This window comes from Duganella sp. CY15W (assembly GCF_009857555.1).
Classification (GTDB): Bacteria; Pseudomonadota; Gammaproteobacteria; order Burkholderiales; family Burkholderiaceae_D; genus Rugamonas; species Rugamonas sacchari.
The window spans coordinates 1,225,195-1,251,660 of the sequence record NZ_WWCQ01000002.1 but is presented as its reverse complement, the minus strand read 5'-3'; the positions used below and the strand labels follow the sequence as shown (position 1 = coordinate 1,251,660).

Genomic DNA, 26,466 nt, shown 5'->3' with positions numbered 1-26,466 from the left:
AATCTGAGCCAGGATCAAACTCTTTAGTTTAATCTCTGTTTTATGATCATTGCTGACCATGGTTCGCTCACTCAAAATACTGACAGTATTACTACTGCTTATTTCTTGTGGAGCATTTAATGCTTTTTGTTGCAGCATCAAACGCCCACACTTATCGATTCTGAATTTTTAAAGATCTTGTCTCTGTAACGCTGCGAATCGTTTTGTTCTGCAGCAGAGAGATGAGATTATGCCGCAGCCTATGTGAGTCGTCAACCCCTCTCGTAAAGTAAAATACGGTATGTCTATTTTGCTCACCACCCTCAACGCCCGCTATACCCACGCATCGCTGGGTCTGCGCTATCTATTAGCCAATATGGGCGAGCTGCAATCGCAAACGCGTCTGCAGGAATTCGTCATCGGCGCCAAGACTACCGAGATCGTCGAACGCATCCTGGCGCATGCGCCGCGCATCGTCGGCTTCGGCATCTATATATGGAACGTCGAAGAGACAGCCAGAGTGGTCGCCATGCTCAAGCGCGTGGCGCCGCAGGTGACCGTGGTGCTGGGCGGCCCGGAGGTTTCCCATGAAACCAATGAGCAGGAGATTGTGAAGCTGGCCGACTACGTGGTTACCGGCTGGGGCGACGTCACCTTCCCCAAGCTGTGCGGCGAGATCCTCAACGGTCCCAAGCCGCTCATGAAGGTGCACGCCGGCGTGCAGCCGCCCATGGCCGAGATCAAGCTGCCCTACTCGCTCTACACCGATGACGACATCAAAAACCGTACCTTATATGTAGAAGCCTCGCGCGGCTGTCCGTTCAAGTGCGAGTTCTGCCTGTCCGCGCTGGACAAGACGGCCTGGCCGTTCGCGCTGGACAGCTTCCTGGCCGAGATGGAGTCGCTATATCAGCGCGGCGCGCGCCTGTTCAAGTTTGTCGACCGCACCTTCAATCTGAATATCAAGACCAGCCTGAAGATCATGCAGTTCTTCCTGGATAAGCTGGAAGCCCATCCAGACGATCCGGTCTACGCCCACTTCGAGCTGGTCCCCGACCATCTGCCGGATGCACTAAAAGAAGGCATCGCCAAGTTCCCGCCCGGCGCGCTGCAGTTTGAAATCGGCATCCAGAGCTTCAATCCTGCGGTGCAGACGCTGGTCAGCCGCAAGCAGGACAACCAGAAGGCCGCCGACAATATCCGCTGGCTAACCACGCAATCGCACGCCCACATGCACGTTGACCTGATTGCCGGCCTGCCCGGCGAGACGATGGAGAGCTTTGCCGAAGGCTTCAACAAGCTGTGGGCGCTGGAACCGCACGAGATCCAGTTCGGCATCCTGAAGCGTTTGCGCGGCACGCCGATCATCCGCCACACGCAGGAATACGGCATGGTCTACGATCCGTACCCGCCGTATACCATCCTGGCGAACAAGGATATCGACTTCAGCACGATGCAACGGCTGGTGCGCTTTGCCCGCTACTGGGACCTGGTGGCCAATTCCGGCCGTTTCGGCCACACGCTGCCGGTGCTGCTGGGCGAGCAGCCGTTCCAGAGCTTTATGGCCTTCTCTGACTGGCTGTATGCGAATACTGACGCTACCCACCGCATTGCGCTGGAGCGGCTGGTGGCCATGGTGGCGCGCTATCTGCAAACCCAGGGCATGGACAAGGGCGATGCCGAAGCGCTGCTGGCCAGCGATTATGCGGGGGCGAAGCCTAAGGCTGCCGAGACGCCAGCGCCCAAGCGCCAGGCCCGAAGGCTGGCCGCCTGAGGCTTGTACCCCGCAGACCCCACGGCCCTTCGGGTATGTCTTATGAGCGAGGCCGCACCCCGGCCGTGAACACAAGTAGCGGCCGGGGCGAAACTCCCTTAAACTTGAGCTTATGCCTACTGCCCAAGAGCCTACCCTGACCCTCAATGCTGGCGCTGTCGCTGCAAGCGGCACCTGGCAAGTTCACGCTCTGGCGCAGGGCAAGGCGATGGCCACCATCACCGCTGCCCTCAAATCATTCAAGGGCGACCACCTGAAATGGGACCTGACAGCGGTCGACAGCATGGACCACATCGGCGCCCAGCTGTTCTGGAACGCCTGGGGCAAGACCCGGCCCGCCAGCCTGCAACTGGCGCCGGAACAGGAAGAATTCTTTAAGCGCCTCGAAACCACCGGCACACTGGAGCTGCCACGCTCGCGCCAGCACCGTCTCACGCTGGTGATGAAGCTGGGTTTTGCCATGCTGCTGTTCTTCGAGCACATGGCCGGGCTGATACGCCTGATTGGCCAGGTGGTCCTGGACAGCTGGCGGTTTATCCGCAATCCCCTGCGCGGACCATGGAAGGAAATCTCCGCCAATATTTACCACGCCGGCTTCCAGGCATTGGGCATCACGGCGCTGGTCGGCTTTCTGATTGGCGTGGTGTTCTCTTATCTGTCGGCGCAGCAGCTGCGTAACTTTGGCGGCGACATCTTCCTGGTCAACCTGCTGGGCATGAGCATCATCCGCGAACTGGGGCCGCTGCTGGCGGCGATTCTGGTGGCGGGCCGCTCCGGCTCCTCCATCACCGCGCAACTGGGCGTGATGCGCGTGACCGAAGAGCTGGACGCCATGCTGGTAATGGGCATCTCGCACGGCTTCCGCCTGATCCTGCCCAAAGTGCTGGCACTGGCCATCGCCATGCCACTGCTGGTGATCTGGACCGATACCATCGCGCTGCTGGGCGGCATGGTGTCCGCCAAAATGGAGCTGAATCTGTCGCCGCAATACTTCCTGCTGAAGCTACCGGAGGCCGTGCCGCTGGCGAACTACATGATCGGTATCGGCAAAGGCGTGGTGTTCGGCATGCTGATTGCGCTGGTGTCCTGCCATTTCGGCCTGCGCATCAAGCCGAATACCGAGAGCCTGGGTCGCGGCACCACCACGTCGGTGGTCACCGCGATTACCGCCGTGATCCTGGCCGACGCGGTGTTTGCGATTGTCTTCAGCGGTGTGGGGTTCTGATGAGCGAACACGAAAGCACCTGCGGCCCCGGCACCGGCGAACTGACACTCGATGGCAGCGTGCCCGTGGTCGAGATCACCGGCCTGTGGACCAAGTACGGCCGCACCGTGGTGCACCAGGACTTGAACCTCGAAATCGAGCAAGGCGAAATCCTCTCCATCGTCGGCGGCTCCGGCACCGGCAAGACCACGCTGGTACGCCAGATGCTGGGCCTTGAGCGCCCCGCGCGCGGCTGCGTGCGCGTGTTCGGCGAAGACATCAGCGAGATCGATTCTGCCCAGCTGCAGCAGTTGCGCAATCACTGGGGCATGCTGTTCCAGCAGGGCGCGCTGTATTCGGCGCTGACGGTATTTGAGAACATCGCCCAGCCGATGCGCGAACTGCACGTGTTGCCGGAAGACCTGATCCACGACGCCGTGCTGCTGAAAATGAATATGGTCGGCATGGGCCCCGAGCACGCCAACAAGATGCCCTCCGACCTGTCCGGCGGCATGGTCAAGCGCGTGGCGCTGGCGCGTGCGCTGGCACTGGAACCCAAGCTGCTGTTCCTCGACGAGCCCACCGCCGGCCTTGATCCCGACCTGTCGGAAGCTTTTGTGGCACTGATTAAATCGCTGCACCGCGAGCTGGGTCTGACGGTGGTGATGGTCACCCACGACCTGGATACGCTGTTTGCCCTGTCCACCCGCATTGCCGTGCTGGCGGAAAAACACGTGATCGCGCTTGGCCCGCTGCGCGATCTGCTGAAAGTCGATCACCCGTTCATCAAGGAGTTCTTCCTCGGCGACCGCGGCCGCCGCGCACTGGAAGCGCTGGAAGAAAAAACACCCACGGAGCACTGATGGAAAACCGATCCCATGCCCTCACTACCGGCTTCTTCACGATCACGCTGCTGATAGCGGCGATCCTGTATGGCCTCTGGTTCAACCGCGACCGCGTCGAGCGCGTGCCCTACGTGATCGCCACCGCGCAGTCCATCCCCGGCCTGAATCCGCAGGCGCCGATACGCTACCGGGGCCTGGAAGTGGGCCGCGTCGGCGGCATCGCGTTTGACACCAAGGTGGCCGGCCAGATCCTGGTCACGCTCAACATCAACACCGATGCGCCCATCACCACCACCACCTTTGCTTCGCTGGGTTATCAGGGTGTGACCGGCATCGCCTTCATCGCGCTCGATGACGACAAGGCCGGCTCGCCGCTCATGCCATCCAGTAGCGACCATCCGGCACGCATCCCGCTGCGCCAGGGCTTCTTCGATCAGCTGGAAAAGCGCGGCAAGGAAATCCTGACGCAAACCGAGGAAGTTACACGCCGCCTGAACACCTTGCTGAGCCCCGACAACCAGAAGACCATCCTGGGCGCGTTCTCCGACGTCAGTGAAACGGCGCAGAAGTACCGTGAGCTGCCGGAGAAGCTGCAGCCGACCATCGACAAGCTGCCGGCACTGGCCGACCAGACGCAGAAGACGCTCAACTCCGTCACCGCACTGGCCACGGACGTCAACAAGCTGACCACCGGCCTGCAGGCGCCAGGCGGTCCGATCGACCGCGTCACCACCACGGTGGAGCGCATCGGCGGCTCGGTGGATGCAGTCGCCGGCGGCCTGGAACTGGACACGCTGCCGCAGGTGAATTCGCTGTCCGACGACACCAAGGCCTCGATGCGCGCACTGCGCAAGACCATGAACAAGATTAACGACCGTCCGCAAAGCCTGATCTTCGGCTCACCTGGCACTCCGCCCGGCCCCGGCGAAGAAGGCTTTACCGCGCCAAGCAAATAAGGACCACGAGATGACGACCACCGCCACCATCCGTAACGCCATCGCGATTGCCGCTACCGCTGCGCTGCTGGGCGCCTGCGCCAGCAAAGGCCAGCCCACCGCGCAATACGACTTCGGCCCGCTAACGGCTGCCACGCCCACCAGCGCCAGCAAGATCGCGCCGCTCATCATCGCCGACGTTGCCGGTCCGGCCGCGCTGGAGACGGAGCGCATGCACTATCGCCTGCTGTATTCCGACGCCAACCAGCCGCGCCCGTACGCATATAACCAGTGGACTGCCACGCCGGCGCAATTGCTCACGCAGCGCATCAAGGCGCGCATCGCGCAGGCTGGCGTGAAAGTGCTGGCGACCACCGACGCTGCCGCCAGCACCACCGTGCTGCGCATGGAGGTGGAGGACTTTGCGCAAAACTTCGATACGGCCACCAGCAGCAATGGCACCCTGACCTTGCGCGCCTCGGTGTTCCGCAGCCATAAGCTGGTGGATCAGAAGACCTTCAGCAGCAGCGTCGCAGCGACCAGCGCGGATGCGGCAGGCGGCGCGCGCGCACTGTCGGCGGCCAGCGACGCCGTGGCGGCGGATCTCATCACCTGGCTGGCGGCGCTGCCGCCGTCCAAGGAATGACGGAAAACACGCCAGCGGAGCCGGCGGCGCCAGCACCGGCTCCCTCGCCAACTGCGGCCACACCGCCGCCCGCAGAGGCCACGCCGCCCCTGGCGCCGGTCAGCCGCACCTCGCCGATCACGCGCGCGGCGCTGCTGGCCTATCTGCTGCTGATTATTTACGCCAGCTGGTTTCCTTTCTCCGGCTGGCATAACCAGGGCTTGTCGCCGCTGATCTTCCTCGAGACGACCAGCATGCCGCGCTACTGGACCAAATTTGACGCCATCATCAACGTCATCGGCTACATCCCGTTCGGCATACTGATCGTGTACGCGCTCTACCCGCGCGTCAAAGGCATCTGGGCATTGCTGCTGGCCGGCGCCTGCGGCCTGCTGGTGTCCGGCACCATGGAGGCGGTGCAGACCTACCTGCCCAGCCGCGTCTCATCCAACCTGGACTTCTACACCAACGCCGTCGGCTGCGCCATAGGCGCGCTGATCGGCGTACTCACCGTGCGCCGCCTGCTGGACCAGAGCCAGCTGCAGCGCCTGCGCCGCGCCTGGTTCGCGCCGCACGCCAGCCAGGGCCTGGTGCTGCTGGCGCTGTGGCCGCTGGCGCAGATCTATCCGCAGAACTTCCTGTACGGCCTGGGCCAGCTGCTGCCGATCCTGTCCGAATGGCTGTCGCAGCTGCTGGACATGGAAATCGACCTTGGCAATATGATCCGCCCCGACGTCGAGCTCACGGTCGAGCAATACTGGCTGTCCGAAACCATCATCACCGCATGCGGCATGGTGGGCGCCGGCCTGACGCTGCTGTGCCTGCTGCGCAAGCCATCGCCGCGCGGCCTGCTGCTGAGCGCCATGGTGGCGGCCTCGGTGGTGGTCAAGGCGCTGGCGACCGCGCTGCTGTTCTCGCCTGAAAATGCGTTTGTCTGGGTCACGCCGGGCGCCCAGGCCGGGTTCCTGATCGGCGCCATCATGCTGGCCGGCCTGACCTATGCGCCGCACGTGGCGCAGCGGCGGCTGGCCGTGACCACGCTGCTGCTGGGTCTGGTCATCATCAACACCACGCCGGCCAATCCGTATTTCGTGGCAACTTTGCAAACATGGGTGCAGGGTAAATTCCTGAATTTCAATGGGGCGGCGCAGTTCCTGTCGCTGCTGTGGCCGTTCTTTGCGGTCTGGTTCCTGTGGCTGCCGTCCCACAAGCTGAACGCGGCCAAGGTATCATAGCGGCTACCAACTCACCGAGGTATAGCCATGAGCGACACTCCCTACTTCAAACACCACGTTTTCTTCTGCATGAACAAGCGTGACGACGGCCGCGACAGCTGCGGCGCCCATGGCGCCGAAACCGCGCAAAAGCATGCGAAAAAACGCTGCAAGGAACTCGGCCTCAACGGCCACGGCAAGGTCCGCATCAACCAGGCCGGCTGCCTGGACCGCTGCGAAGATGGTCCGGTGCTGGTGGTCTATCCGGAAGGCACCTGGTACACCTACGTCGACACCAGCGACGTCGATGAAATCATCGACAGCCACCTGGTCAACGGCAAGGTTGTGGAACGTCTCAAAATCTAAGGTCTATGAACAAAAGCGAAAAATTTACCCTGGCTGGCGGCGCCGGCCAGATGGAAGGCGTGATTGACTACCCGGGCATCGCACCGCGCGGCGTCGCGCTGGTGGCCCACCCGCACCCGCTGTACGGCGGCACCATGGACAATAAGGTGGCCGTCACGCTGATGCGTACCTTCGTCAACCTGGGCTATGTGGTGGCGCGCATCAACTTCCGCGGCGTCGGCGCCTCCGAAGGCGTGCACGACCACGGCAAGGGCGAGACCGACGACATGGGCCTGCTGCATGCGTGGATGGTGGAAAAATTCCCCGGCCTGCCGGTGGCACTGTCGGGCTTCTCCTTCGGCACCTATGTGCAGTCGCACCTGGCCCAGCGTTTGGCGGCGGCCGGTACGCCGGCGGAGCGTCTGGTGCTGGTCGGCACCGCCGCCAAAAAATGGGAGCTGGCCGAAGTGCCTGCCGACACCATCCTGATCCACGGCGAAAACGACGACATCATTCCCCTCATCGACGTGCTGGACTGGCTGCGCCCGCAGGACATTCCCGTCATCGTCATCCCTGGCGCCGACCATTTCTTCCACCGCAAACTGGGTCACATCAAGAGCTGGGTCACGCAGCTGTGGCACCGTCCACGCTTAACCGAGGCTGAAGAGGACACCTCAAGCGCCGACTAAGCCACTATAATCACCGGGCTTTTAACTTTTACACCAGATCTTATGAAGAAAATTATCACGGCACTAGCCACCAGTGTGATGTTGATGACCTCGGCCGTGGCGCAGACGCTGCCGGCCCCGACCATCGCCGCCAAGTCCTGGCTGCTGCTGGACGCGACCAGCGGCCAGATTATCGCCTCGCAAGATCCCAACGCCCGCATCGAGCCGGCCTCGCTGACCAAGATCATGACCGCCTACGTCGCCTTCACCGCGCTGCGCGACAAGAAGATCGACCTCAAGCAAATGGTCAATGTCTCCACCAAGGCGTGGAAGGTCGACACCAGCAGCTCCAAGATGTTCATTGATCCGGCCACCCCGGTCAGCATCAACGACCTGCTGTACGGCCTGATGGTGCAGTCGGGTAACGACGCCGCCGTGGCGCTGGCCGAAGCGGTGGCTGGCGATGAATCCGCTTTCGTCGTGATGATGAACAAGGAAGCCCAGCGCATGGGCCTGACCTCGACCCACTTTGCCAATCCGCACGGCCTGCCGTCGCCGGAAAACTATTCCACCGCGCAGGACCTGTCGGTGCTGGCCAAGCGCGTGATCCTGGACTTCCCGGAGTTCTACAAGATTGATTCGGTGAAAACCTTCACCTACAACAAGATCACCCAGCCGAACCGTAACCGCCTGCTGTGGCTGGACCCGACCGTGGACGGCATGAAGACTGGCCACACCGAAGCGGCCGGCTACTGCATGATCGCCTCGGCCCACCGTCCCAACGGCGCCGGCGAGCGCCGCCTGATCTCGGTGGTGCTGGGCACCTCGTCCGACCAGGTACGTACCCAGGAAAGCCAGAAGCTGCTGAACTGGGGCTTCCAGAACTTCGACACCGTGAAGCTGTACTCCAAAGGCCAGCCGATCGCCACGCCGGAAGTCTGGAAAGGCGCCAAGGGCCAGGTCAAGATCGGCTTTGCCAACGACGTCATGGTCACCGTGCCGAAAGGCGTGGCAGGCAAGATGAAGCCGGCGCTGGAACGCAAAGACCCGCTGGTCGCGCCGCTGGCTGAAAACAGCCGCGTCGGCACCCTGAAGATGATGGTGGACGGCAAGCCAATGCTGGAACTGCCGGTGGTGGCGCTGGAAACCGTCGAGCAAGCCTCGATCTTCGGCCGCGCCTGGGATTCGATCCGCCTCTGGCTGAAATAATCTGACCAGCCCGCTTCGGCGGGCTTTTTTTATCAGTCGTCGGCGCTGGTGTGGTGCATGGACTCCTGCGCCCACTGGAACGCCGCCTGCCCCACGGACGGCAGCGCCTCCATCTCCACCTCCAACTTGGCCGCAATCTCCAGCGCGCGGTCAACCTTGTCGCGCTCCAGCAGCAGCACCATCATCAGATACGGGCCGTAAGCGCCCTCGCTGTGCAGCAGCACGTCGCGGATATCGTCCGACAGGTGCATCTTGCTGACCAGATTGGCCATTGGCACGCCCAGCAGCACATCGAACAGCGACAGCAGCCCCACCAGGAACAACTCATCGCGCTTGGTCTGCGGCAGCCGGCTGCAGGTTTCCAGGAAGCGCGCCCGCGTCAACGCCACTTCCAGCAGCGATTCATCGCGTTCCTTGGTGGCGCCGCCGCCAAGGCGGAACATGGACACGGTCAGGCCGCGGTAGAGCTGGTTCCGGCCCAGCACCATGAATGCCTGCTGCAGGCTGGTCACCTTGGTGGCCTGGCCATTGCTTGGCGCGTTCGCCCATTGCAGCACCTGGTAAGTCATGCCGGGATCGCGCTTGGCCACCTCGATCATGGCCGGCAGCTCGGCATCCGTGCGCAGCAGGTTCAGCAGCTCGATCGAGGTCATGCGGCTCTGGTCGATCTTGGCGTCCGGGTCCACCTTGTCGCTGGTGGTGAGGAAATGGCCCATGAAATAATTGCAGCCCCAGGAGGCGCACATGCGCTGCTCGTCCCAGGATTCGACGCCATCCACAATCAGCTTGAGCTCCTGGTAGCGCAGGCGCAGCTGCTTGGTCAGGGTCTGAAACTCGGCCAACGTATGTTCATTCAAGTACAGCACCACGATGTCGCAGGCGGTCAGCAGCGGCGCATCTTCCACATCCAGCGTGACACCGCGCAACGCCACCTTGCAGCCGGATTCGCGCAGCGCCGCCATGCGGCCGGCAATCTGGTCGGCCGGCAGGTTGGCAGCCTTGCGGTCCAGCAGGAAAACCGTGTGCGGAGCGATCAGGGGCAGGTGACGATTGAACACCACGGCGTCCATGCTCAGTTGCACCAGCGCCATGCGGTTTTGCGCAAACTGCGGCACATGGGCGGCCACCAGGGTATCGATCAATGCGGGTTCCAGCTGCGGTGCGTTGAAACGATAGCCGCACAGGCGGTGGCGTTCGTCGACAATTTCCGCGCGCGTCACCATGGCGCCGGCATCTTCCACCGGACGCGGCGCTGGCGCAGCAGCGGGCGGCGCGGCAGGCGCACTGGCGGCGTGCTTTTGTGGCTCCGGTTTAGATCTCAGAAACGATAGAAAGCCCACGTTACCCCTCCGTTCAGTCGGTCGCACGTTTCGATAATACAATGAAAATCGACAACAACGGAAGTAACTAAATTACACACTTGTGGCTATAATTCCTGTCCACCTCCTCACCTTGAAAGCATGCTCATGTCCGACCTGAACTGCCCATCCCTCATCACTTATCCAGGCGGCCTGACGCTGTCGCGTATCGTGGCCGGCATGTGGCGCATGAATGAATGGCAGCTCACGCCGCAGCAGCGGGTTGAATGGATAGAGCAGGCGCTGGCCATGGGCGTTACCAGCTTCGACCACGCCGATATCTACGGCGGCTATGGGGTGGAAGCCACGTTTGGCGAGGCGCTGGCGTTGCAGCCCTCGCTGCGCGACCATATGCAGATCGTCAGCAAATGCGGCATCAAGCTGATCTCCGATGCGCGCCCGGAACACACCATCCAGCACTATGACACCAGCGCCAGCCACATCATTGCTTCCGCCGAGAATTCGCTGCGCCAGCTGCGCACCGACCATCTGGACCTGCTGCTGATCCACCGTCCCGATCCGCTCATGAATTTTGACGCCATCGCCAGCGCTTTCCAACGCCTGCGCCAGGATGGCAAGGTCAAGCACTTTGGCGTGTCCAACTTCACGCGTCACCAGTTCGAAAGCCTGAACCGCCGCATCGCGCTGGCCACCAACCAGGTCGAATTCTCGCCGCTGCACGTGGCGCCGATGTTTGACGAAACCTTCGACGGCCTGCAAGACCTGGGCGTGGCGCCGATGATCTGGTCGCCGCTGGGCGGGGGCCGCCTGTTCAGCAGCGACGACGCCACCGGCGTGCGCGTGCGTGCCGCGATCCAGAAAGTGGCGGACGAGCTGCAACGTCCGTTTGGCAGCGTGGTGTTTGCGTGGATCATGCAACTGCCGAGCCGCCCGGTGCCGTTGACCGGTTCGGGCCGTATCCAGGCCGTCAAGGAAGCGGTGGAAGCGACCCAGTTCAGCCTGAGCCGCAGCCAGTGGTTTGAGATTCTGCGCGCCGCGCGCGGCCACGAAGTGGCTTAATCGTCCGTGTAGACGACCGGCGGGGCGATGCCCGTCCAGCCGGTTTTCCATGCCGCGTTGAGCGCCAGCGTGGCGCTGATGTAGAGCGCAAAGAACAGCACGAAGTACAGCGCCTGCAGCCAGACCAGCAGGCCCACATTGATCGCCAGCAGCACCAGCGCGGCCACGCTCTTTTTCTGCTTGGAACTCGGGAAGCGGATGGTGGAGACCATCAGGCTGCCCACGCCAAACAGCAGCAGCACGATCAGGCTGCCATGCAGCACCGATGCGGCCGGGTCCGGCCAGGCCACCACCACCGACGCCACGCATGCGGCGCCCGCCGTGATCGGCATGCCGACAAAATAGCGCGGATCGGTACGGCCAACGTTGACATTGAAACGCGCCAGGCGCAACGCGCCGCAGGCGACAAAGAAGAAACTCGCCATGCCGCCCAGACGCAGCAGCGTGGGATGATCCAGGCCCAGTTGCTGGAACCCCCAGCAGTACAGCAGCAGCCCCGGCGCGCAGCCGAAGTTCATGACGTCGGCGATCGAATCGAGCTGCATGCCAAAGTCGGACTGGGTATTGGTGGCGCGCGCCACCATGCCGTCCAGCGCGTCAAACACGCCGGCCAGCACCAGCAGCACGGCTGCCAGACGGTAGTCATGGGCCGAACCGACCAGCGCATTATCGACCGAGATGACGATGCTGCCGAAGCCGCAGGCAATCGACATCAGCGTGACCATGCTGGGCAAGGCAAACTTGGCGCGCTGCATGCGCGGATGGTGTAATGGCTTCAAAGCAGGGGCAATTTCAAAGAAACGGCAAGCTTACCATCTTTGGTCCGCTGCCAAGGTGCGTCTAATGCGTGCACTGATTTTGAAATCCGACATAGAATCGGGACATGGCACAGGAGCTCATCATGAACAAATGGCGACTACCCTTGGCGGCGCTATGCACGACGGCACTGCTGACCGCTTGCGGCGGCGGTGGTTCAACCTCGATTGGCGGCGGCTCGACCACCACACCGCCGTTGACACCGGAACCGGGCGCGCCCGCCTCCGTCAACAATACCGCGACCGACGGCTTCAACTGGTTCAACTACCGGCGCGCGCAGCTGGGGCTGTCTGTCCTCACGCGCAACAGCCGCATCGATACGGCCGCCCAGGGGCATTCGGACTACCAGCGGCTCAACAGCACCATCACGCACGAGCAAACCCAAGGCAAAGCCGGGTTTACCGGCGTGGACGTGGCCGACCGCCTGAAAGCCGCAGGCTACACCCTGAGCGGGTCCTATGCGGCCGGCGAAGTCATCGCGGCCAACACCAACAATTCCGGCTTCTACATGGCGGAAGAACTGATTACAGCCATTTACCACCGCTTCGTTATTTTTGAGCCGGTGTTCAAAGAAATCGGCACCGGTGCAGCCACCGGCAACTATACCTACTTCACGGCCGACTTTGCGGTGGTGAATGGCTACAACGGCCTCGGCGCAGGCAAGATCGTCACCTACCCGATCAACAACCAGGTCAATGTGCAGACCAACTTCTTCAGCGACAACGAGTCACCCGACCCGGTGCCCAACCAGAACGAAGTGGGCTACCCGATCAGCGTGCATGCGGACATCAACAATCCTGTGGTGGTGCAAAGCTTCACCGTGGCGCCGCGCGGCGGCACGGCGCTGACCACCCGGCTGCTGAGCCAGGGCGCGGGCACCAGCACCGTGTCCAGCGCCGCGGCCATCATTCCGCTGGCGCCGCTGCGCAGCGCCACCACCTACGATGTCACGTTCAGCGGCACAGTGGGCGGCACCGCAGTCACACGCAGCTGGTCGTTCACCACCAAATAAAGCGCCGGGTGTTGCACGATTTCAACGATGCCATGGAACGGGGTCTGCTATCGTAGCGGTAACAACCATCACACTGAGCACGATGACATCTACCAGCCAGCTCCTGCCGCCGGCGCCCGAAGGGGGCCACATCCTGCAAGTGGAAACCGGCTTGCAGCAGCTGATGGGCGACCGCGAGCTGTACATGCAAATCCTGCGCCGCTTCCGCCAGCGCTACCCGAACAGCGGCAACGAGGCGCGCAAGGCGCTGGTCGAAGGCGAACCGGGCCACGCCCAGCGCATCGTCCACACGCTCAAGGGCGCGGCCGGCATGATCGGCGCGCAGCAGGTGTATCTGCTGGCGGCGCAGCTGGAACCGGTGTGCGCGGGACCGGCCTCCAGCTGGTCATCGCTGCTGGTGCAGCTGGAACAGGCGCTGCGCAGCCTGGTCACGATTATCGATGGTGTGCTTGACGGCGATCCGCACGGCATGCTGGTGGAGCACACAGCCGCCGCCCAGCCCTCGCACCTGCCGGAAACCCGCATGCTGTTGCTGCACCTGGCGCGCTTGCTGGACGAGGGCGATGGCACGGCAATTGACGTGCTGGAGCAATCGGCAACCGTGCTGGCGGCCAGTCTTGGCGTGGAAGTTTTTCAGGAAGTGACGGAAGCGGCGCACCAGTTCGATTTTGAAACGGCGCTGGCGACCTTGCAGGCAGCGATGGCCTGACGGTGGCGGACCTGCGATCTAGCGGGTGTATTCCTTCTCTTCATCAAACGCGTCAGCGCATTCCTTGTCGCAAAAGCGGCGCACATTATCCAGCGGCTTTTCGCAATACCAGCAGGTGCCTTTGGGCGGCAGCATCTGGCGCGTCTGCACTGGTGGCACGGGCCTGGCGGATGCCGGTGGCGGCATGCCCGCCCCGTCGTCCGGGACGCTCTCTTGTATCGGTTCCACGATCCCCTCCTTTCCAGGCCAAGCGCAGGTCAGTTGTGCAAGGTTACTTCAGCGGAATTGACGCAAACATGAGAATTCTCAACGGTTGCATGAAGCGGCATAACCGTTTGCGACAATCAATAATAGCAGGTTACTCGCAAGCGCTACATCCACCGCATCGGCAAAAAATCGCCGTCAAACGACACTTTTGGTCCGCTACAGAATGAGGAAATATTTTTCAATGAAAAAGCCGGAAACGATAGTGCAGCAAGCCGCAACGCACCCCTTATAATCGGCACATTATTCCCATCCGGAAAGCACGCATGTCAGAACTCGCCCCTGCCCCGCAACACCTGTCCGCGCGCGTGCTCGGACTGGCCCAGCTGGGACTCATCGTCCTCGACATCAATCAGCACATCGTGATGTGGAACCAGTGGATGGCCAGCCGTTCCGGCAAATCGGCGCACCGCGTACTGGGCCAGGATCTGTTCGACCTGTACGGCGAACTGCGCGGCCAGCGCCTCGAGCAGGCGGTGTTGAGCGCGATGCAGAGCAATCTGCCGCAGACCCTGTCGCCGGCGCTGAACCCGTCGCCGTTTCCGCTGTATCCGGCCGGCAGCTGGGGCGGCGAACGCGTCGAGCAAGCGGTGTCGGTGACGCCGTTCAACGAAGGCAAGGAACGCTACTGCCTGATTGAAGTGAGCGACATCAGCACCATCGTCGGCCGCGAGCGCCAGCTGCGCAGCCAGGCCGAGCAACTGCGCGCGCAATCCTATGTGGACGGCCTGACCGGCATCGCCAACCGCCGCCACTTCGACGTCGCACTGGACCGCGAACTGCGCCGCGCCATGCGCAACGATGGCCAGCTGTCGCTGCTGTTAATGGACATCGACTCCTTCAAGGCCTATAACGACCACTTCGGCCACCAGCAGGGCGACGCCTGCCTGAGCATGGTGGCGGAAGCGTTTGCCTCCATGCTGCAGCGGCCGGCCGACCTGGCAGCGCGCTACGGCGGCGAAGAGTTTGCCGCCGTGCTGCCCGACACCAGCGCCGAGCAGGCCGCGCTGCACGCGGAAACCATCCGCGCCAAGATCGCCTCGCTGAACCTGGCCCATTCGCCCAAGGCCACCAAGCCGCACGTCACCATGAGCATCGGCGTGGCCACCTTTGACAAGGACACGCTCAACGACGCCGCTGCCCTGCTGGCCGCCGCCGACAGCTGCCTGTATGCGGCCAAGCATGCAGGCCGCGACTGCGTGATCGTCTACCGTGGCGAGCAAGCCAGCGCCGCCTGACTTGGCAAGCAACAAAGGCTATCAATTTACCAACTATCTTGCGTATCTGAGGTAAGATGCTGGAGTGAAACATTCAGCAGAGGATAGCGCATGATAGTTGGCATCGACCTGGGCACCACCAACAGCCTGATCGCCGTGTGGGAAAACGGCGCCGCCCGTCTCCTCCCCAACAGCCTGGGCGACGTGTTGACGCCGTCCTGCGTCAGCATCGATGAGGACGGCAGCATCCTGGTCGGCCGCGCCGCGCGCGAACGGCTGCAAACCCATCCCCTGCTGAGCACGGCCGCATTCAAGCGCCACATGGGCAGCGACCGCCAGATCCAGCTCGGCACGCGCAGCTTCCGGCCCGAAGAACTGTCGGCGCTGATCCTGCGCTCGCTGAAGGAAGATGCCGAAGCGGCACTGGGCCAGCCGGTGACGGAAGCCATCATCACCGTACCGGCCTACTTTTCCGACGCCCAGCGTAAAGCCACGCGCGCGGCTGGCCAACTGGCCGGGCTCAAAGTCGAGCGCCTGCTCAACGAACCGACCGCAGCGGCGCTGGCCTACGGCATCCACCTGCGCGACAGCGAAACCAAATTCCTCGTATTCGACCTGGGCGGCGGCACCTTTGACGTCTCGGTGCTGGACCTGTTCGACAACGTGATGGAAGTGCGCGCCTCGGCCGGCGACAACTTCCTGGGCGGCGAAGACTTTGTCGCCTGCGTGGTCGAGCGCTTCTTCGAGCACAACAAGCTGTCCACCAGCTACAAGAACGACGCCGGCTTCATGCAGCGCCTGCATGCGCAGGTCGAGCTGGCCAAGCGCGCGCTCAGCGACACGGCCAGCACCACCATCCGCATCCGCGACAACGACGCCGAGTACGCGATGGAACTGGACGAGGCCGCATTTGAAAAAATCTGCGCACCACTGCTGTCGCGCCTGCGCGATCCGGTCGACCGCGCGCTGCGCGACGCCCAGCTGCCCAGCAGCGAACTGGACAACATCGTACTGGCCGGCGGCGCCTCGCGCATGCCCATGGTGCGGCGCCTGGTGGCGCGCATGTTCGGCCGCTTCCCGTCATGCGACATCAACCCGGACGAAGTGGTGGCGCTCGGCGCCGCCGTGCAGGCCGGCCTGAAAGCGCGCGACGCCGCACTTGATGAAGTGGTGATGACCGACGTCGCGCCCTACTCGCTGGGCGTGGACACCTCCATGCGCCTGGGCCAGGACGTGTATTCACACGGCCACTTCGACCCGATTATCGAGCGCAACAGCGTGGTGCCGGTGAGCCGCGTCAAACGCTACTACCCGCTCAAGGAAAACCAGCAGCAGCTGGTGCTCAATGTATTCCAGGGCGAGGCGCGCATGGCCAGCGACAACATCAAGCTCGGCTCGCTGCAACTGAATTTGCCGGGCGGCCCGCAGGAAGACGCTGGCGTCGATGTGCGCTTCACCTACGACGTCAACGGCCTGCTGCAAGTGGAAGCCACCATCGTCAAGACCCAGCAACAGAACACGCTGCTGATCGAAGGGAATCCCGGCATGCTGAGCGAGCAGGAAATCGCGCAACGCTTTGCCGCCCTGTCTGCGCTGAAAATCCACCCGCGCGACCAGATGGAAAACCGCACCCTGCTGGCGCGCGGCGAACGCCTGTACCAGCAGCTGCGCGGCAACGTGCGTGAACACCTGGGTGTACAGATCACGCGCTTTGAGCAGGCGCTGGAAACCCAGGACAAGAAACAGTTTGGCCCGGCCGCCAAGGCCTTCGGCGAACTGCTGGATGCACTGGAGAGCCAGAGCTTCCTGCCCGACTACCCGAACTGAACACCATGCGCGACACCATGCCATTCCTGGCACGCCTGGGCCTGGATACCGAAACCGACGCCCGCGCCATCCGCCGCGCCTATGCACGCGAGCTCAAGCTCATCGACCAGGAGCAGGATGGCGCCGCATTCCAGGAATTGCGCGAGGCCTATGAGACCGCACTGAGCTGGCTCGCCTGGCGCGACCAGCAGGCCACCGACTCCGCCGCCGCGCCAGCGCCGCTGAGGCCAGAACCGGTCGCCCCAGACTACGGCATGCCGCGCACACCCGTCAGCCTGGGCATCCAGCCCGAGGCCGCATCCGAACCGCAGCAGATCGCGCACGAAGATCCCCAACGGCTGGCCGCCGCCGTCCTGGAAGACTTCCGCGCCGCCATGCAGCAGCTGCTGCAAGACCACCACGTGCGCAATCCTGTCCCGTGGCAGCAGGCGTTGCAGCACAGCCTGGACGACGACCGCCTGCTCAACATCAGCGCACGCATCTACTTCGAAGCCCATATTGCACAACAGCTGGCCAGCGGCTGGCGGCCGGGGCACGACCTGCTGTTCACCGTCGCCTGCAAGATATTCCAGTGGAGCGACGACCGGCGCCGCCTGCTGCAGCTGGGCCGCGCAGGCGCGCTGATCGACAAGGCCATCGAAGAACACACCATCTTCGCGCACCTGCCCGAAGCCGATTTGATGATCAACCGCGCCGTGCTGGACCTGCTGCGCAAGGACGACACCCCATCCGACTACCAGCTGCGCAACGACCTGCCGTATGCCGAACGCATGGCCGCCTACTTCCCCGTGTGGATGTCAGTGGTCAGCAACATCGGCATGGTGGCGCAGTGGCGCGCACGCTTTGACGCCCTGCCGCCGCCGAAGAAATCCTGGTGGCCCAGATTCAACATCAACCTGTCGTCGCGTGCGGGCTGGGTCTTATTCCTGGTGCTGCTTCAGCTGGTGCGCGTGGCCTATAACTACAACAGCGAGCACGCCGACACCACACCTGCGCCGCGCTTTCCGCAGCTGCCGCAAACCGCGCCACCCGTGGTCCAGCAACTGCCGCCGGAGATGCTGCAGAAAATCAAGGCGCACATGCCGACCGGGGCCATGGATCTGGGACCGGGTCAGCACCGGGCCGACATCAACGTGGTGCTGGACGACAAAGGCAACATCTACCAGATCATGGTGTACCAGACTTCAGGCAGGGTCAGCTATGATAGTGCGGCGATCAGCGCCATCCGCGCGTGCGCGCCCTTCCCTGCGGCGATACCGCGGGAGTTCCTGATTTCATTCAACGTCCGCGACAACGCCACCCCATGAAACTACGCCACATCGTACTGAGTCTGACCGCCGCCCTGTCCACCGCCACCGCCATGGCAGCGCCCGCAACGTGCACCGGCACCGCGCCCGCGGGCGAACTGCGCGCCACCCGCATCGCCGCCGCCAACACCACGCGCAGCGAGCCGGGCTTGTACGAAGGTCCCGTGTGGATCAAGGACGCGCTGTACTTCTCCGACTTCACGTTCGGCCCCGGCTTCCCGTCGCGCATCATGAAACTGGATGCGGACGGCAAAGTCAGCGTCGTCATCGACGACAGCGGCAGCAACGGCCTGGCGACCGACGGCAAAGGCAACCTGATCGCCGCCACCCACAAATACAAATCCGTGTCGCGCTACACGCTGGACGGCCAGCGCAGCGACATCGTCAAAGAATATGCGGGCCAGGTCTTCAACTCACCGAACGACATGGCGCTGGCTGCGGACGGCACCTTGTACTTCAGCGATCCCGACTTCCAGCGCACCGCTGCGCCGGGCGGCCAGGACAAGACGCGCGTGTACCGCGTCGCCACCGATGGCAAGGTCACCGTAGTAGACGACACGCTGCGCAATCCGAACGGCGTTTCGCTGTCGCCGCGCGGCGATGTGCTGTATGTGAACGGCATGGTCGGTGATCACGGCGTGCTGCGTTCCTACGCCATCGTCAATGGCGTGCCGCAGCGGGGCAAAGAGCTGGTCGGCAAGCTGGGCGTGCCGGACGGCATGGCGGTCGACTGCCACGGCAACATCTACGTGACCGAACACGAAGACCGGCGCCTGCGCGTCTTCACGCCTGCCGGCAAAGAAATCGCCACCATCAAGGTTGACGCCAACGTCACCAACGCCGCGTTTGGCGGCAGCGATGGCAAGACCCTCTATATCACAGGCGCCGGCGCCCTCTGGCAAGTCAAGCTCAACGTCACCGGCTCGCCCTACTAACAATCCGGGGTCAGGTCCGTCATTTCTACACGAGCTGAGCCGTAGCTTGCGCTACGGCTCAGCTCGTGTAGAAATGACGGACCTGACCCCGGAGTTTATTTGCCGATGCAGAAGCGGCTGAAGATGACACCCAGCAGGTCGTCGGAGGAGAAGGCGCCAGTGATGCTGGACAGCTGAACTTGCGCCAGCCGCAGTTCTTCGGCAAACAGGTCCAGCGACTGGTCGTTCTGCGCCGCATGTTCACCCGCACGCGCCAGGTGGGCGCCGGCGTTTTTCAGTGCGATCAGATGGCGTTCGCGCGCCAGGTACAGCGATTCGCCCGTCTGTTGCCAGCCGGCGATGCGCAGCAACTCCTTGCGCAGCAGGTCGATCCCGATGTGTTCGTGCGCGGACAGGTAGATGTGGGTGGCGTCGCCCATCACGTCCACCGCCGGCTTGTGGCCGGACAGGTCGATCTTGTTCCAGATGCGCAGCACCGGTACGCCGTCCGGGAAGGCGGCTACGATGCTTTCGTCGGCGCGCGACGGGCCGTGGTCGGCATCCAGCAGGTGCAGGATGACGTCGGCCTTGCCCACTTCGCCCCAGGTGCGTTCGATGCCGATGCGCTCCACCACGTCCACCGCCTCTTCCGCCGCGCGGATGCCGGCAGTGTCGATGATGTTGAGCGGGATGCCTTCGATCTGGATGGTTTCGGTGACCTTGTCGCGCGTGGTGCCGGCGATCGGCGTGACGATGGCAACGTCGTTGCCCGCCAGCGCGTTCAGCAGCGAGGATTTGCCCACATTCGGCTGGCCGACCAGCACCACGTTCAGGCCTTCGCGCAGCAAGGCGCCCTGCGCCGCCTGTTTGAAGACTTGCTCTAAAGCGTCAACAATGCCTTTGAGCTGGCCGCGCGCGTCGGATTTTTCCAGGAAGTCGATCTCTTCTTCCGGAAAGTCCAGGGTCGCTTCCACCAGCATGCGCAGGTTGGTGACGCTGGCCACCAGCTTGTTCACGGTTTTCGAGAACGCGCCCGACAGCGATTGCGAGGCCGATTTGGCCGCCGCTTCGGTCGAGGCGTCGATCAGATCGGCCACTGCCTCGGCCTGCGCCAGGTCCAGCTTGTCGTTCAGATAAGCCCGGCGTGTGAATTCGCCAGGCTCGGCGAGGCGCAAGCCCAGTGCTTCGCCCGCTTCCAGCACGCGCGCCAGCAGCATTTGCAGCACGATGGGGCCGCCGTGGCCTTGCAGTTCCAGCACGTCTTCGCCGGTGTACGAGTGGGGGCCCTTGAACCAGATGGCGATGCCCTGGTCGATCACGCTGCCGTCCGCCTGCGTGAACGGGATGTAGGTCGCGTGGCGCGGCTTGAGGCTGCTATCGCCAAACAGCGCGGCAATCAGCGGCTGCAGCTGTTTGCCGGAGGCGCGCACGACGCCGATGCCGCCACGCCCCGGTGCGGTGGCGATAGCGGCGATGGGGGAGGAATCGATATTCATACAGGCATTGTATTAGATAAAAAAAAGCTCCATGTGGCTTTGCGGCGGCCTGGGCCGCGGCAAGCGCACATGGAGCTTTTTAGCAACAGTCTGGTCAGGCTTTAGCCGGTTCTACCGCGCCGAACTTCTTCGAGATCACGTATTGCTGGGCAATCGACAGGACGTTGTTCACTACCCAGTACAGCACCAGGCCGGACGGGAAGAAGAAGAACATGACCGAGAACGCCAGCGGCATGAACAGCATCATCTTGGCTTGCATCGGATCCGCCGGTGCAGGGTTGAGCTTGGTGGTGATGAACATCGAAATCGCATACAGCACCGGCAGGATGGCGTACGGATCATGCTGCGCCAGGTCGGTAATCCAGCCCACCCATGGTGCACCGCGGATTTCCACGGCCGATTGCAGCACGTAGTACAGCGCGATGAACACTGGCATCTGCACCAGGATCGGCAGGCAGCCGCCCAGCGGGTTGATCTTCTCCTGCTTGTACAGTTCCATGGTGGCCTGGTTCATCTTGGCCGGGTCGCCTTTGTAGCGCTCGCGGATGGCTTGCATCTTCGGCGTCACGAGCTTGACCTTGGCCATGCTGCGGTAGCCGGCGGCCGACAGCGGGAAGAACAGCAGCTTGATCAGGATGGTGAACGCAATAATGGTCCAGCCCCAGTTGCCCAGCACGCCGTGGATGTGCTCGATGACCCAGAACATCGGCTTGGCGATCACGGCCAGCCAACCGTAGTCGCGCACCAGCACCAAGCCTGGCGTCACCGGTTCCAGCAACGCGTTTTCCTGCGGACCCGAGAACAGCTTGGCGTCGTTCGACACGGTCGCGCCCGGCGCCAGCGTGCCCAGCGGCTGCTTGACGCTGATGCCGTAGACGTTGGTGTCGATCTTGGTGGTCTCGATATCGTGCATCAGCTTAGGCTGAGGAATGAAGGCCGAGACGAAGAAGTGCTGCGAAATCGCGATCCAGCCGTTGTCGGCCTTGGTCGCGTGGTCCTGCAGCATCGGCTTGCCGGTCTTGGCGGCTTCCTGCGCTTCTTTTTCCAGGGTTTCGAACTTCAGCTTCTCGTAGTGCTTTTCATCGGTGTACAGGGTCGGACCGGTGTAGCTGCTGTTGAAGAAGGAATCGCCGGCCGGCTTGTTGCCGTCGTGCGCCAGCTGCAGGTACAGCTGCGGCGATACCGGCGCGGCGCCGGTGTTGGTGACGTCATGACGCACGCCGATCACGTAGTCGCCGCGCTTGAAGGTGAAGGTCTTGGTCAGCTTGACGCCGCCCTCTTCCGATTCCAGCACCAGTTGCACCTGGTTGGCGTCGTTGAGCATGCGCGGGCCAGGTTTGGCAACAAAGCCGCTGTTATGGTTGGGCACGCCAGCGCCGATCAGGCCGGTACGGGCCAGATAGGTCTTGCCGGTGCCGGCATCGACGTCAAACAGCACCACGTTCTTGCTGTTGTCGCCCGGTTCGCACCATTTGAACAGGCCGAAGCAGCCGTTGAACCAGCCAGGGTGGCCGTTTTCCTTGTACTTGAGCAGTTCCAGGCGCTTGATGGTGCCGCCCTGGGTGTCGATATCGGCCCGCACCACGTCGGTGGTGATGGTGATGCGCTCGGCCTTGAACGGCGCGGCTTCCGCAGCGCCTGGTGCGGCGGCGGTGGCAGCCGCTCCCGGCACGGCAGCAGCGGCCGGCAGGTCGGATTTCTTCGCCTCAGGCGCCTTGGCCGTCTGCGCTGGCGGTGGTGCAAACATCGATGGACGGCCGTTCGAGACTTGCCAGTTGTTCCACAGAACAAACAGCGACACCGCAAACACGATCCACAGGATGGTACGTTTATTGATATCCATTATTTCAATCAGGAGTGGTTGCAACCGCAAGCGGTCGTAGAGGAATGGGAGGTGCCCGGCACCGGATCATGCCCGCCCGGATGCCACGGATGGCAGCGGCACACGCGGCGCAACGCCAGCCAGCTGCCGCGCGCGGCGCCGTGGACGTCCAGCGCTTCCAGCGCATAGTTCGAACAGCTCGGATAAAACCGGCAGCTCGGCGTCATCATCGGGCTGATCGCCAGTTGATAAAAGCGCAGCAGGAAGCGGAGCACGGTTTTCATGGCGACCTATGTGGCGGCGGCGACGCCGAAGGCAAGGCCGGCCGCGCCGACTGTTTTGCCTGCGCGGCAAACAGACGTGCTAATTCCACCCGCAAGGCCGCTTTCAGCTTTGCAGTGGTGGCAGGGCCATCTTTGCTGTTGACCGGTCTGGCCAGGCGCACCACGCAATCGATGGCGGGCAGGCCGCTGACGCGGAACAGTTCGCGCGTGACGCGTTTGATCGTATTGCGGGTGACAGCGCGCGGCGCAAAGCGCTTGGCTACCACGACGCCCAGCCGCGCATGCGGCAGTTGGTTCAGACGGGTGTACAGCACGAAGTGCGCGCTTTTTTGGCTAGGGCGCAAACGAAAAACGGATGAAAATTCATCCGTTTTAACGATACGCCGAGCGCGCGCGAAGTCGTGTGAACCTTCGCCTGTCGAGCCGCTGTTTACGCAGCTGTCCACGCGATCAGCTAACAAGTGACTAGCTTATACAGCCAGACGCTTGCGGCCTTTGGCGCGGCGTGCGTTCAGCACTTGACGGCCACCACGGGTAGCCATACGTGCACGGAAGCCGTGGGTACGCTTACGGCGTACAACGGAAGGTTGGTAAGTACGTTTCATGTTGGTCTCGCTTAAAGCAGAAAAAAATGCAAAATCGGGTCAGACGGCCCGTCAGTTTTTGGTGCCAATGACACTTCGCGCACCCATGCCAACGCTATCCGGCACAAGCTGGGTCCATCTCATCGCCCGCTAAATCCTCGCTACTCCATATTGATATCCATGTGAAGAAACAAGGAATACGGGCGGGGAACCCTGAATTATCAGCATTTCGGCCCCGCTTGTCAACAACTGGCTGCCGCCTCCAGCCACCCCGGCGGCAGCCAAACTGCGAAAAAATCCTGCCGTGCCTGTGGATAACTAAGCCGAGCGAGAGTAGAATAGCGCGTTACGTGTGAAAAACTTCAAAGTTGCCCACACCCTTATACAGTAAGAATACACAAAAGATTCATGGAAAATTTCTGGCAGACCTGCTCCGCCCAGCTGGAGCTGGAGCTGACGCCGCAACAATTCAGCGCCTGGATTAAGCCGCTTATCCCCCTCGATTACGAGGCGGGCAAGCTGCGCATGGCCGCGCCCAACCGCTTCAAGCTGGATTGGGTCAAGACCCAGTTCGCCAGCCGCATCACCGCACTGGCCTGCCAGTACTGGGAGCAGCCGACCGAAGTGCAGTTTGTGCTCGACCCACGCCTGTCCGCGCCGAAAAAACCAGCCACCACCACCGCGCCCGTGCCCGATCCGAACGGCGGCGCGCCGAGCAACAATGCGCGCATGGCCGATTCCGTGCCGTCGGTGCCGGAAATGCCGGCCTCGGCCGCGCCACGCCGCGAGCAGAGCCGCATCAACACGGACCTGACGTTTGACAGCTTCGTGACTGGTAAGGCCAACCAGCTGGCGCGCGCCGCTGCGATCCAGGTCGCCAACAACCCGGGCGTGTCGTACAACCCGCTGTTCTTCTACGGCGGCGTGGGCCTGGGTAAGACCCACTTGATCCACGCGATCGGCAACCAGGTGATGGCCGACCAGCCAGGCGCACGCATCCGCTACATCCACGCCGAGCAGTATGTGCGCGACGTGGTGACCGCCTACCAGCGCAAGGGCTTCGACGACTTCAAGCATTACTACCACTCGCTGGACATGCTGCTCATCGATGATATTCAATTCTTCGGTGGCAAAAGCCGCACGCAGGAAGAATTCTTCTATGCGTTTGAAGCGCTGATCGCTGCCAAGAAGCAGATCATCATTACCTCGGACACCTATCCGAAAGAGATCACCGGCATGGATGACCGCCTGATCTCGCGCTTTGACTCCGGCCTGACGGTGGCGATCGAGCCGCCCGAGCTGGAAATGCGCGTAGCGATCCTGCTCAAGAAAGCCAAGCAGGAAGGCGTGACCTTCTCCGACGACGTCGCCTTCTTCGTGGCCAAGCACCTGCGCTCCAACGTGCGCGAGCTGGAAGGCGCGCTGCGCAAGATCCTGGCGTACTCGCGTTTCCACGGCAAAGACATCACCATCGACATCGTCAAGGAAGCGCTGAAAGACCTGCTGTCGGTGCAGAACCGCCAGATTTCGGTGGAAAACATCCAGAAAACCGTGGCCGACTTCTTCAACATCAAGGTGGCCGACATGTATTCCAAGCGCCGGCCGGCCAATATCGCCCGCCCGCGCCAGATCGCCATGTACCTGGCCAAGGAACTGACGCAGAAGTCGCTGCCGGAAATCGGCGAGCTGTTCGGCGGCCGCGACCACACGACCGTGCTGCACGCGGTCCGCAAGATCGCGCTGGACCGCACCAAAAACCCGGAATGCAACCACGAATTGCACGTCCTGGAACAGACCCTGAAGGGCTAGCCGGAGGGCATGGTTTACCTTATGATTCAGGCAAACCTGCCACGGCAACCAGCATTCAACACGCATCAAAAACATCGTTAATTTTTACTGAGGATAATCTATGCAATTGGTCAAAACCACCCGAGATACGCTACTCCGGCCACTGCAGATCGTGAGCGGTATTGTCGAGCGTCGGCACACTATGCCGATTCTGGCCAATATCCTCATCCGCAAAGAGGGCGAAGGCGTATCCTTCCTGTCGACCGACACCGAAGTGCAGATCACCACCAAGGCCGAGATCGGCTCTGGCCCGGAAGTGACCGGCACCACCGTGGCCGCGCGCAAGCTGCTGGACATCCTGCGCGCACTGCCGGAAACCGGCGACGTCACGATCACGCTGCAGAACAAGCGCCTGGCCGTACAGTCGGGCAAATCGCGCTTTGCGCTGCAGACCCTGGCCGCGGAAGAATTCCCGACCGTGCAGCAGGCCGACAGCTACAGCGCCTCCGTCACGCTGCCACAGAAAACCCTGAAGCACCTGTTCAACATGGTGCACTTCTCGATGGCCCAGCAAGACATCCGCTACTACCTGAACGGCCTGCTGCTGGTGCTGGACGGTAACAACGTGATTGCCGTGGCCACCGACGGCCACCGTCTGGCGTTCTGCCAGGTCGAGACCGAACAGTCGTTCGCGCGCCAGGAAGTCATCATCCCGCGCAAGACCATCATCGAACTGCAGCGCCTGCTGGAAGAAAACGACGAGACCGTGCAGCTGGACATCGCCGCCAACCAGGTCAAGCTGACCTTTGCCGACATCGAGCTGATCTCGAAACTGGTGGAAGGCAAGTTCCCCGACTACACGCGCGTGATCCCGAAGGGCTACAAGAACGAATTCACGATCGGCCGCGACGAGCTGCTGCGTTCGCTGCAACGCGCAGCCATCATGACCAGCGATAAATTCAAGGGCGTGCGCTGCATCATCACCCCCGGCAGCATGAAGATCAGCTCCACCAATGCCGACCAGGAAGAGGCGGTGGAAGAACTGGAAATCGACTACGGCGGCGACAGCGTCGACATCGGCTTCAACGTCACCTACCTGCTGGACGTGCTGAACAACCTCAAGTGCGACCAGGTCAACGTGGCGCTGGGCGACTCCAACTCGTCGGCCCTGATCTCCATTCCGGACAATGCCGACTTCAAGTACGTCGTCATGCCGATGCGTATTTAATCAGCGGTACCAGTACCTTAGT

26 protein-coding genes are annotated in these 26,466 nt (G+C 62.5%); 18 read left to right on the top strand and 8 right to left on the bottom strand.

Annotation, left to right across the window (positions count from 1 at the left end; genetic code table 11):
- Positions 1 to 280 precede the first annotated feature (280 nt).
- From GTP58_RS14950 to GTP58_RS14910, 9 genes are all read left to right on the top strand, one after another.
- Complete coding sequence (locus GTP58_RS14950; protein ID WP_161078099.1) at positions 281 to 1,753, top strand: B12-binding domain-containing radical SAM protein; 1,473 nt, start codon at positions 281 to 283, stop codon at positions 1,751 to 1,753.
- A gap of 112 nt (positions 1,754 to 1,865) precedes the next feature.
- Positions 1,866 to 2,978: an ABC transporter permease gene (locus GTP58_RS14945; RefSeq protein ID WP_072783619.1), complete on the top strand. Its 1,113-nt coding sequence runs from the start codon at positions 1,866 to 1,868 to the stop codon at positions 2,976 to 2,978.
- Positions 2,978 to 3,820: an ABC transporter ATP-binding protein gene (locus GTP58_RS14940; RefSeq protein ID WP_072783616.1), complete on the top strand. Its 843-nt coding sequence runs from the start codon at positions 2,978 to 2,980 to the stop codon at positions 3,818 to 3,820. The genes GTP58_RS14945 and GTP58_RS14940 overlap by 1 nt, the downstream gene beginning before the upstream one ends.
- A complete protein-coding gene (locus GTP58_RS14935; protein ID WP_161078098.1) occupies positions 3,820 to 4,758 on the top strand; it encodes an MlaD family protein in 939 nt (312 codons plus the stop codon). The genes GTP58_RS14940 and GTP58_RS14935 overlap by 1 nt, the downstream gene beginning before the upstream one ends.
- 10 nt (positions 4,759 to 4,768) lie before the next feature.
- On the top strand, positions 4,769 to 5,383 hold the full coding sequence (locus tag GTP58_RS14930) for an ABC-type transport auxiliary lipoprotein family protein (RefSeq protein ID WP_161078097.1): 615 nt from the start codon (positions 4,769 to 4,771) through the stop codon (positions 5,381 to 5,383).
- A complete protein-coding gene (locus GTP58_RS14925) occupies positions 5,380 to 6,597 on the top strand; it encodes a VanZ family protein (protein WP_161078096.1) in 1,218 nt (405 codons plus the stop codon). The genes GTP58_RS14930 and GTP58_RS14925 overlap by 4 nt, the downstream gene beginning before the upstream one ends.
- Before the next feature lie 27 nt (positions 6,598 to 6,624).
- Entirely contained in the window at positions 6,625 to 6,942 is a 318-nt protein-coding gene (locus GTP58_RS14920) for a ferredoxin (protein ID WP_161078095.1), read from the top strand.
- A 5-nt stretch (positions 6,943 to 6,947) separates the two neighbouring features.
- Entirely contained in the window at positions 6,948 to 7,610 is a 663-nt protein-coding gene (locus GTP58_RS14915; RefSeq protein WP_161078094.1) for an alpha/beta hydrolase, read from the top strand.
- Positions 7,611 to 7,652: 42 nt separating this feature from the next.
- The gene (locus tag GTP58_RS14910) at positions 7,653 to 8,798 is read left to right on the top strand and encodes a D-alanyl-D-alanine carboxypeptidase family protein (protein WP_161078093.1); all 1,146 of its coding nucleotides are present in this window, start codon (positions 7,653 to 7,655) and stop codon (positions 8,796 to 8,798) included.
- A 32-nt stretch (positions 8,799 to 8,830) separates the two neighbouring features.
- On the opposite strand, the gene GTP58_RS14905 is transcribed toward GTP58_RS14910, so the two are convergent.
- The gene (locus GTP58_RS14905) at positions 8,831 to 10,138 is read right to left on the bottom strand and encodes an EAL and HDOD domain-containing protein (protein ID WP_373924739.1); all 1,308 of its coding nucleotides are present in this window, start codon (positions 10,136 to 10,138) and stop codon (positions 8,831 to 8,833) included.
- 126 nt (positions 10,139 to 10,264) lie between these two features.
- Between GTP58_RS14905 and GTP58_RS14900 the strand changes: the two genes are divergently transcribed.
- On the top strand, positions 10,265 to 11,176 hold the full coding sequence (locus GTP58_RS14900) for an aldo/keto reductase family oxidoreductase (RefSeq protein ID WP_229215576.1): 912 nt from the start codon (positions 10,265 to 10,267) through the stop codon (positions 11,174 to 11,176).
- Here GTP58_RS14900 and pssA read toward each other — a convergent pair.
- On the bottom strand, positions 11,173 to 11,931 hold the full coding sequence (pssA, locus tag GTP58_RS14895) for a CDP-diacylglycerol--serine O-phosphatidyltransferase (protein ID WP_161078165.1): 759 nt from the start codon (positions 11,929 to 11,931) through the stop codon (positions 11,173 to 11,175). The two genes, GTP58_RS14900 and pssA, sit on opposite strands and share 4 nt — an antisense overlap.
- 146 nt (positions 11,932 to 12,077) lie before the next feature.
- Between pssA and GTP58_RS14890 the strand changes: the two genes are divergently transcribed.
- Together GTP58_RS14890 and GTP58_RS14885 are read left to right on the top strand one after the other, a co-directional pair.
- Positions 12,078 to 13,004, top strand: a complete 927-nt coding sequence (locus GTP58_RS14890) for a CAP domain-containing protein (RefSeq protein ID WP_229215575.1) — start codon at positions 12,078 to 12,080, stop codon at positions 13,002 to 13,004.
- 82 nt (positions 13,005 to 13,086) lie between these two features.
- Positions 13,087 to 13,713 (top strand): Hpt domain-containing protein, encoded by a 627-nt coding sequence (locus GTP58_RS14885; RefSeq protein ID WP_161078089.1) that lies wholly within the window; start codon positions 13,087 to 13,089, stop codon positions 13,711 to 13,713.
- A gap of 18 nt (positions 13,714 to 13,731) precedes the next feature.
- Here the strand turns inward: GTP58_RS14885 and GTP58_RS14880 are convergent, their stop codons facing one another.
- Positions 13,732 to 13,941 (bottom strand): hypothetical protein, encoded by a 210-nt coding sequence (locus GTP58_RS14880; protein ID WP_161078088.1) that lies wholly within the window; start codon positions 13,939 to 13,941, stop codon positions 13,732 to 13,734.
- Positions 13,942 to 14,243: 302 nt separating this feature from the next.
- Here GTP58_RS14880 and GTP58_RS14875 point away from each other — a divergent pair, with 302 nt between their 5' ends.
- The 4 genes from GTP58_RS14875 (at position 14,244) to GTP58_RS14860 (ending at position 19,263) form a co-directional block, all read left to right on the top strand.
- On the top strand, positions 14,244 to 15,215 hold the full coding sequence (locus GTP58_RS14875; protein ID WP_072783593.1) for a sensor domain-containing diguanylate cyclase: 972 nt from the start codon (positions 14,244 to 14,246) through the stop codon (positions 15,213 to 15,215).
- Between the two features lie 90 nt (positions 15,216 to 15,305).
- Positions 15,306 to 17,021 (top strand): Hsp70 family protein, encoded by a 1,716-nt coding sequence (locus GTP58_RS14870; RefSeq protein ID WP_161078087.1) that lies wholly within the window; start codon positions 15,306 to 15,308, stop codon positions 17,019 to 17,021.
- A gap of 5 nt (positions 17,022 to 17,026) precedes the next feature.
- Positions 17,027 to 18,328 (top strand): energy transducer TonB, encoded by a 1,302-nt coding sequence (locus tag GTP58_RS14865; RefSeq protein ID WP_161078086.1) that lies wholly within the window; start codon positions 17,027 to 17,029, stop codon positions 18,326 to 18,328.
- On the top strand, positions 18,325 to 19,263 hold the full coding sequence (locus GTP58_RS14860) for an SMP-30/gluconolactonase/LRE family protein (RefSeq protein ID WP_161078085.1): 939 nt from the start codon (positions 18,325 to 18,327) through the stop codon (positions 19,261 to 19,263). Before GTP58_RS14865 ends, GTP58_RS14860 begins: the two co-directional genes overlap by 4 nt.
- Positions 19,264 to 19,358: 95 nt before the next feature.
- On the opposite strand, the gene mnmE is transcribed toward GTP58_RS14860, so the two are convergent.
- The 5 genes from mnmE to rpmH form a co-directional block, all read right to left on the bottom strand.
- Positions 19,359 to 20,738 carry a tRNA uridine-5-carboxymethylaminomethyl(34) synthesis GTPase MnmE gene (gene mnmE / locus GTP58_RS14855; RefSeq protein WP_072783584.1) on the bottom strand — a complete coding sequence of 460 codons (1,380 nt, stop codon included), beginning with the start codon at positions 20,736 to 20,738 and terminating at the stop codon, positions 19,359 to 19,361.
- Between the two features lie 94 nt (positions 20,739 to 20,832).
- On the bottom strand, positions 20,833 to 22,581 hold the full coding sequence (gene yidC / locus GTP58_RS14850; RefSeq protein ID WP_161078084.1) for a membrane protein insertase YidC: 1,749 nt from the start codon (positions 22,579 to 22,581) through the stop codon (positions 20,833 to 20,835).
- An 8-nt stretch (positions 22,582 to 22,589) separates the two neighbouring features.
- The gene (yidD, locus tag GTP58_RS14845) at positions 22,590 to 22,844 is read right to left on the bottom strand and encodes a membrane protein insertion efficiency factor YidD (protein ID WP_072783579.1); all 255 of its coding nucleotides are present in this window, start codon (positions 22,842 to 22,844) and stop codon (positions 22,590 to 22,592) included.
- Entirely contained in the window at positions 22,841 to 23,290 is a 450-nt protein-coding gene (gene rnpA, locus GTP58_RS14840; RefSeq protein ID WP_072783577.1) for a ribonuclease P protein component, read from the bottom strand. Before rnpA ends, yidD begins: the two co-directional genes overlap by 4 nt.
- A 24-nt stretch (positions 23,291 to 23,314) precedes the next feature.
- The gene (gene rpmH, locus GTP58_RS14835; RefSeq protein ID WP_040378179.1) at positions 23,315 to 23,449 is read right to left on the bottom strand and encodes a 50S ribosomal protein L34; all 135 of its coding nucleotides are present in this window, start codon (positions 23,447 to 23,449) and stop codon (positions 23,315 to 23,317) included.
- 387 nt (positions 23,450 to 23,836) lie between these two features.
- On the opposite strand from rpmH, the gene dnaA reads away from it, so the two are divergent.
- Positions 23,837 to 25,237 carry a chromosomal replication initiator protein DnaA gene (gene dnaA / locus GTP58_RS14830; RefSeq protein ID WP_072783575.1) on the top strand — a complete coding sequence of 467 codons (1,401 nt, stop codon included), beginning with the start codon at positions 23,837 to 23,839 and terminating at the stop codon, positions 25,235 to 25,237.
- A 100-nt stretch (positions 25,238 to 25,337) separates the two neighbouring features.
- Positions 25,338 to 26,444 carry a DNA polymerase III subunit beta gene (dnaN, locus tag GTP58_RS14825; protein WP_161078083.1) on the top strand — a complete coding sequence of 369 codons (1,107 nt, stop codon included), beginning with the start codon at positions 25,338 to 25,340 and terminating at the stop codon, positions 26,442 to 26,444.
- Positions 26,445 to 26,466: the final 22 nt, after the last annotated feature.

Excerpts from the sequence above, each read along its gene's own strand:
- GTP58_RS14950 (WP_161078099.1), top strand. The coding sequence starts at position 281 with ATGTCTATTTTGCTCACCACCCTCAACGCCCGCTATACCCACGCATCG.
- GTP58_RS14945 (WP_072783619.1), top strand. The coding sequence starts at position 1,866 with ATGCCTACTGCCCAAGAGCCTACCCTGACCCTCAATGCTGGCGCTGTC.
- GTP58_RS14940 (WP_072783616.1), top strand. The coding sequence starts at position 2,978 with ATGAGCGAACACGAAAGCACCTGCGGCCCCGGCACCGGCGAACTGACA.
- GTP58_RS14935 (WP_161078098.1), top strand. The coding sequence starts at position 3,820 with ATGGAAAACCGATCCCATGCCCTCACTACCGGCTTCTTCACGATCACG.
- GTP58_RS14930 (WP_161078097.1), top strand. The coding sequence starts at position 4,769 with ATGACGACCACCGCCACCATCCGTAACGCCATCGCGATTGCCGCTACC.
- GTP58_RS14925 (WP_161078096.1), top strand. The coding sequence starts at position 5,380 with ATGACGGAAAACACGCCAGCGGAGCCGGCGGCGCCAGCACCGGCTCCC.
- GTP58_RS14920 (WP_161078095.1), top strand. The coding sequence starts at position 6,625 with ATGAGCGACACTCCCTACTTCAAACACCACGTTTTCTTCTGCATGAAC.
- GTP58_RS14915 (WP_161078094.1), top strand. The coding sequence starts at position 6,948 with ATGAACAAAAGCGAAAAATTTACCCTGGCTGGCGGCGCCGGCCAGATG.
- GTP58_RS14910 (WP_161078093.1), top strand. The coding sequence starts at position 7,653 with ATGAAGAAAATTATCACGGCACTAGCCACCAGTGTGATGTTGATGACC.
- GTP58_RS14900 (WP_229215576.1), top strand. The coding sequence starts at position 10,265 with ATGTCCGACCTGAACTGCCCATCCCTCATCACTTATCCAGGCGGCCTG.
- pssA (WP_161078165.1), bottom strand. The coding sequence starts at position 11,931 with ATGCAGCGCGCCAAGTTTGCCTTGCCCAGCATGGTCACGCTGATGTCG.
- GTP58_RS14890 (WP_229215575.1), top strand. The coding sequence starts at position 12,078 with ATGAACAAATGGCGACTACCCTTGGCGGCGCTATGCACGACGGCACTG.
- GTP58_RS14885 (WP_161078089.1), top strand. The coding sequence starts at position 13,087 with ATGACATCTACCAGCCAGCTCCTGCCGCCGGCGCCCGAAGGGGGCCAC.
- GTP58_RS14875 (WP_072783593.1), top strand. The coding sequence starts at position 14,244 with ATGTCAGAACTCGCCCCTGCCCCGCAACACCTGTCCGCGCGCGTGCTC.
- GTP58_RS14870 (WP_161078087.1), top strand. The coding sequence starts at position 15,306 with ATGATAGTTGGCATCGACCTGGGCACCACCAACAGCCTGATCGCCGTG.
- GTP58_RS14865 (WP_161078086.1), top strand. The coding sequence starts at position 17,027 with ATGCGCGACACCATGCCATTCCTGGCACGCCTGGGCCTGGATACCGAA.
- GTP58_RS14860 (WP_161078085.1), top strand. The coding sequence starts at position 18,325 with ATGAAACTACGCCACATCGTACTGAGTCTGACCGCCGCCCTGTCCACC.
- mnmE (WP_072783584.1), bottom strand. The coding sequence starts at position 20,738 with ATGAATATCGATTCCTCCCCCATCGCCGCTATCGCCACCGCACCGGGG.
- yidC (WP_161078084.1), bottom strand. The coding sequence starts at position 22,581 with ATGGATATCAATAAACGTACCATCCTGTGGATCGTGTTTGCGGTGTCG.
- yidD (WP_072783579.1), bottom strand. The coding sequence starts at position 22,844 with ATGAAAACCGTGCTCCGCTTCCTGCTGCGCTTTTATCAACTGGCGATC.
- rpmH (WP_040378179.1), bottom strand. The coding sequence starts at position 23,449 with ATGAAACGTACTTACCAACCTTCCGTTGTACGCCGTAAGCGTACCCAC.
- dnaA (WP_072783575.1), top strand. The coding sequence starts at position 23,837 with ATGGAAAATTTCTGGCAGACCTGCTCCGCCCAGCTGGAGCTGGAGCTG.
- dnaN (WP_161078083.1), top strand. The coding sequence starts at position 25,338 with ATGCAATTGGTCAAAACCACCCGAGATACGCTACTCCGGCCACTGCAG.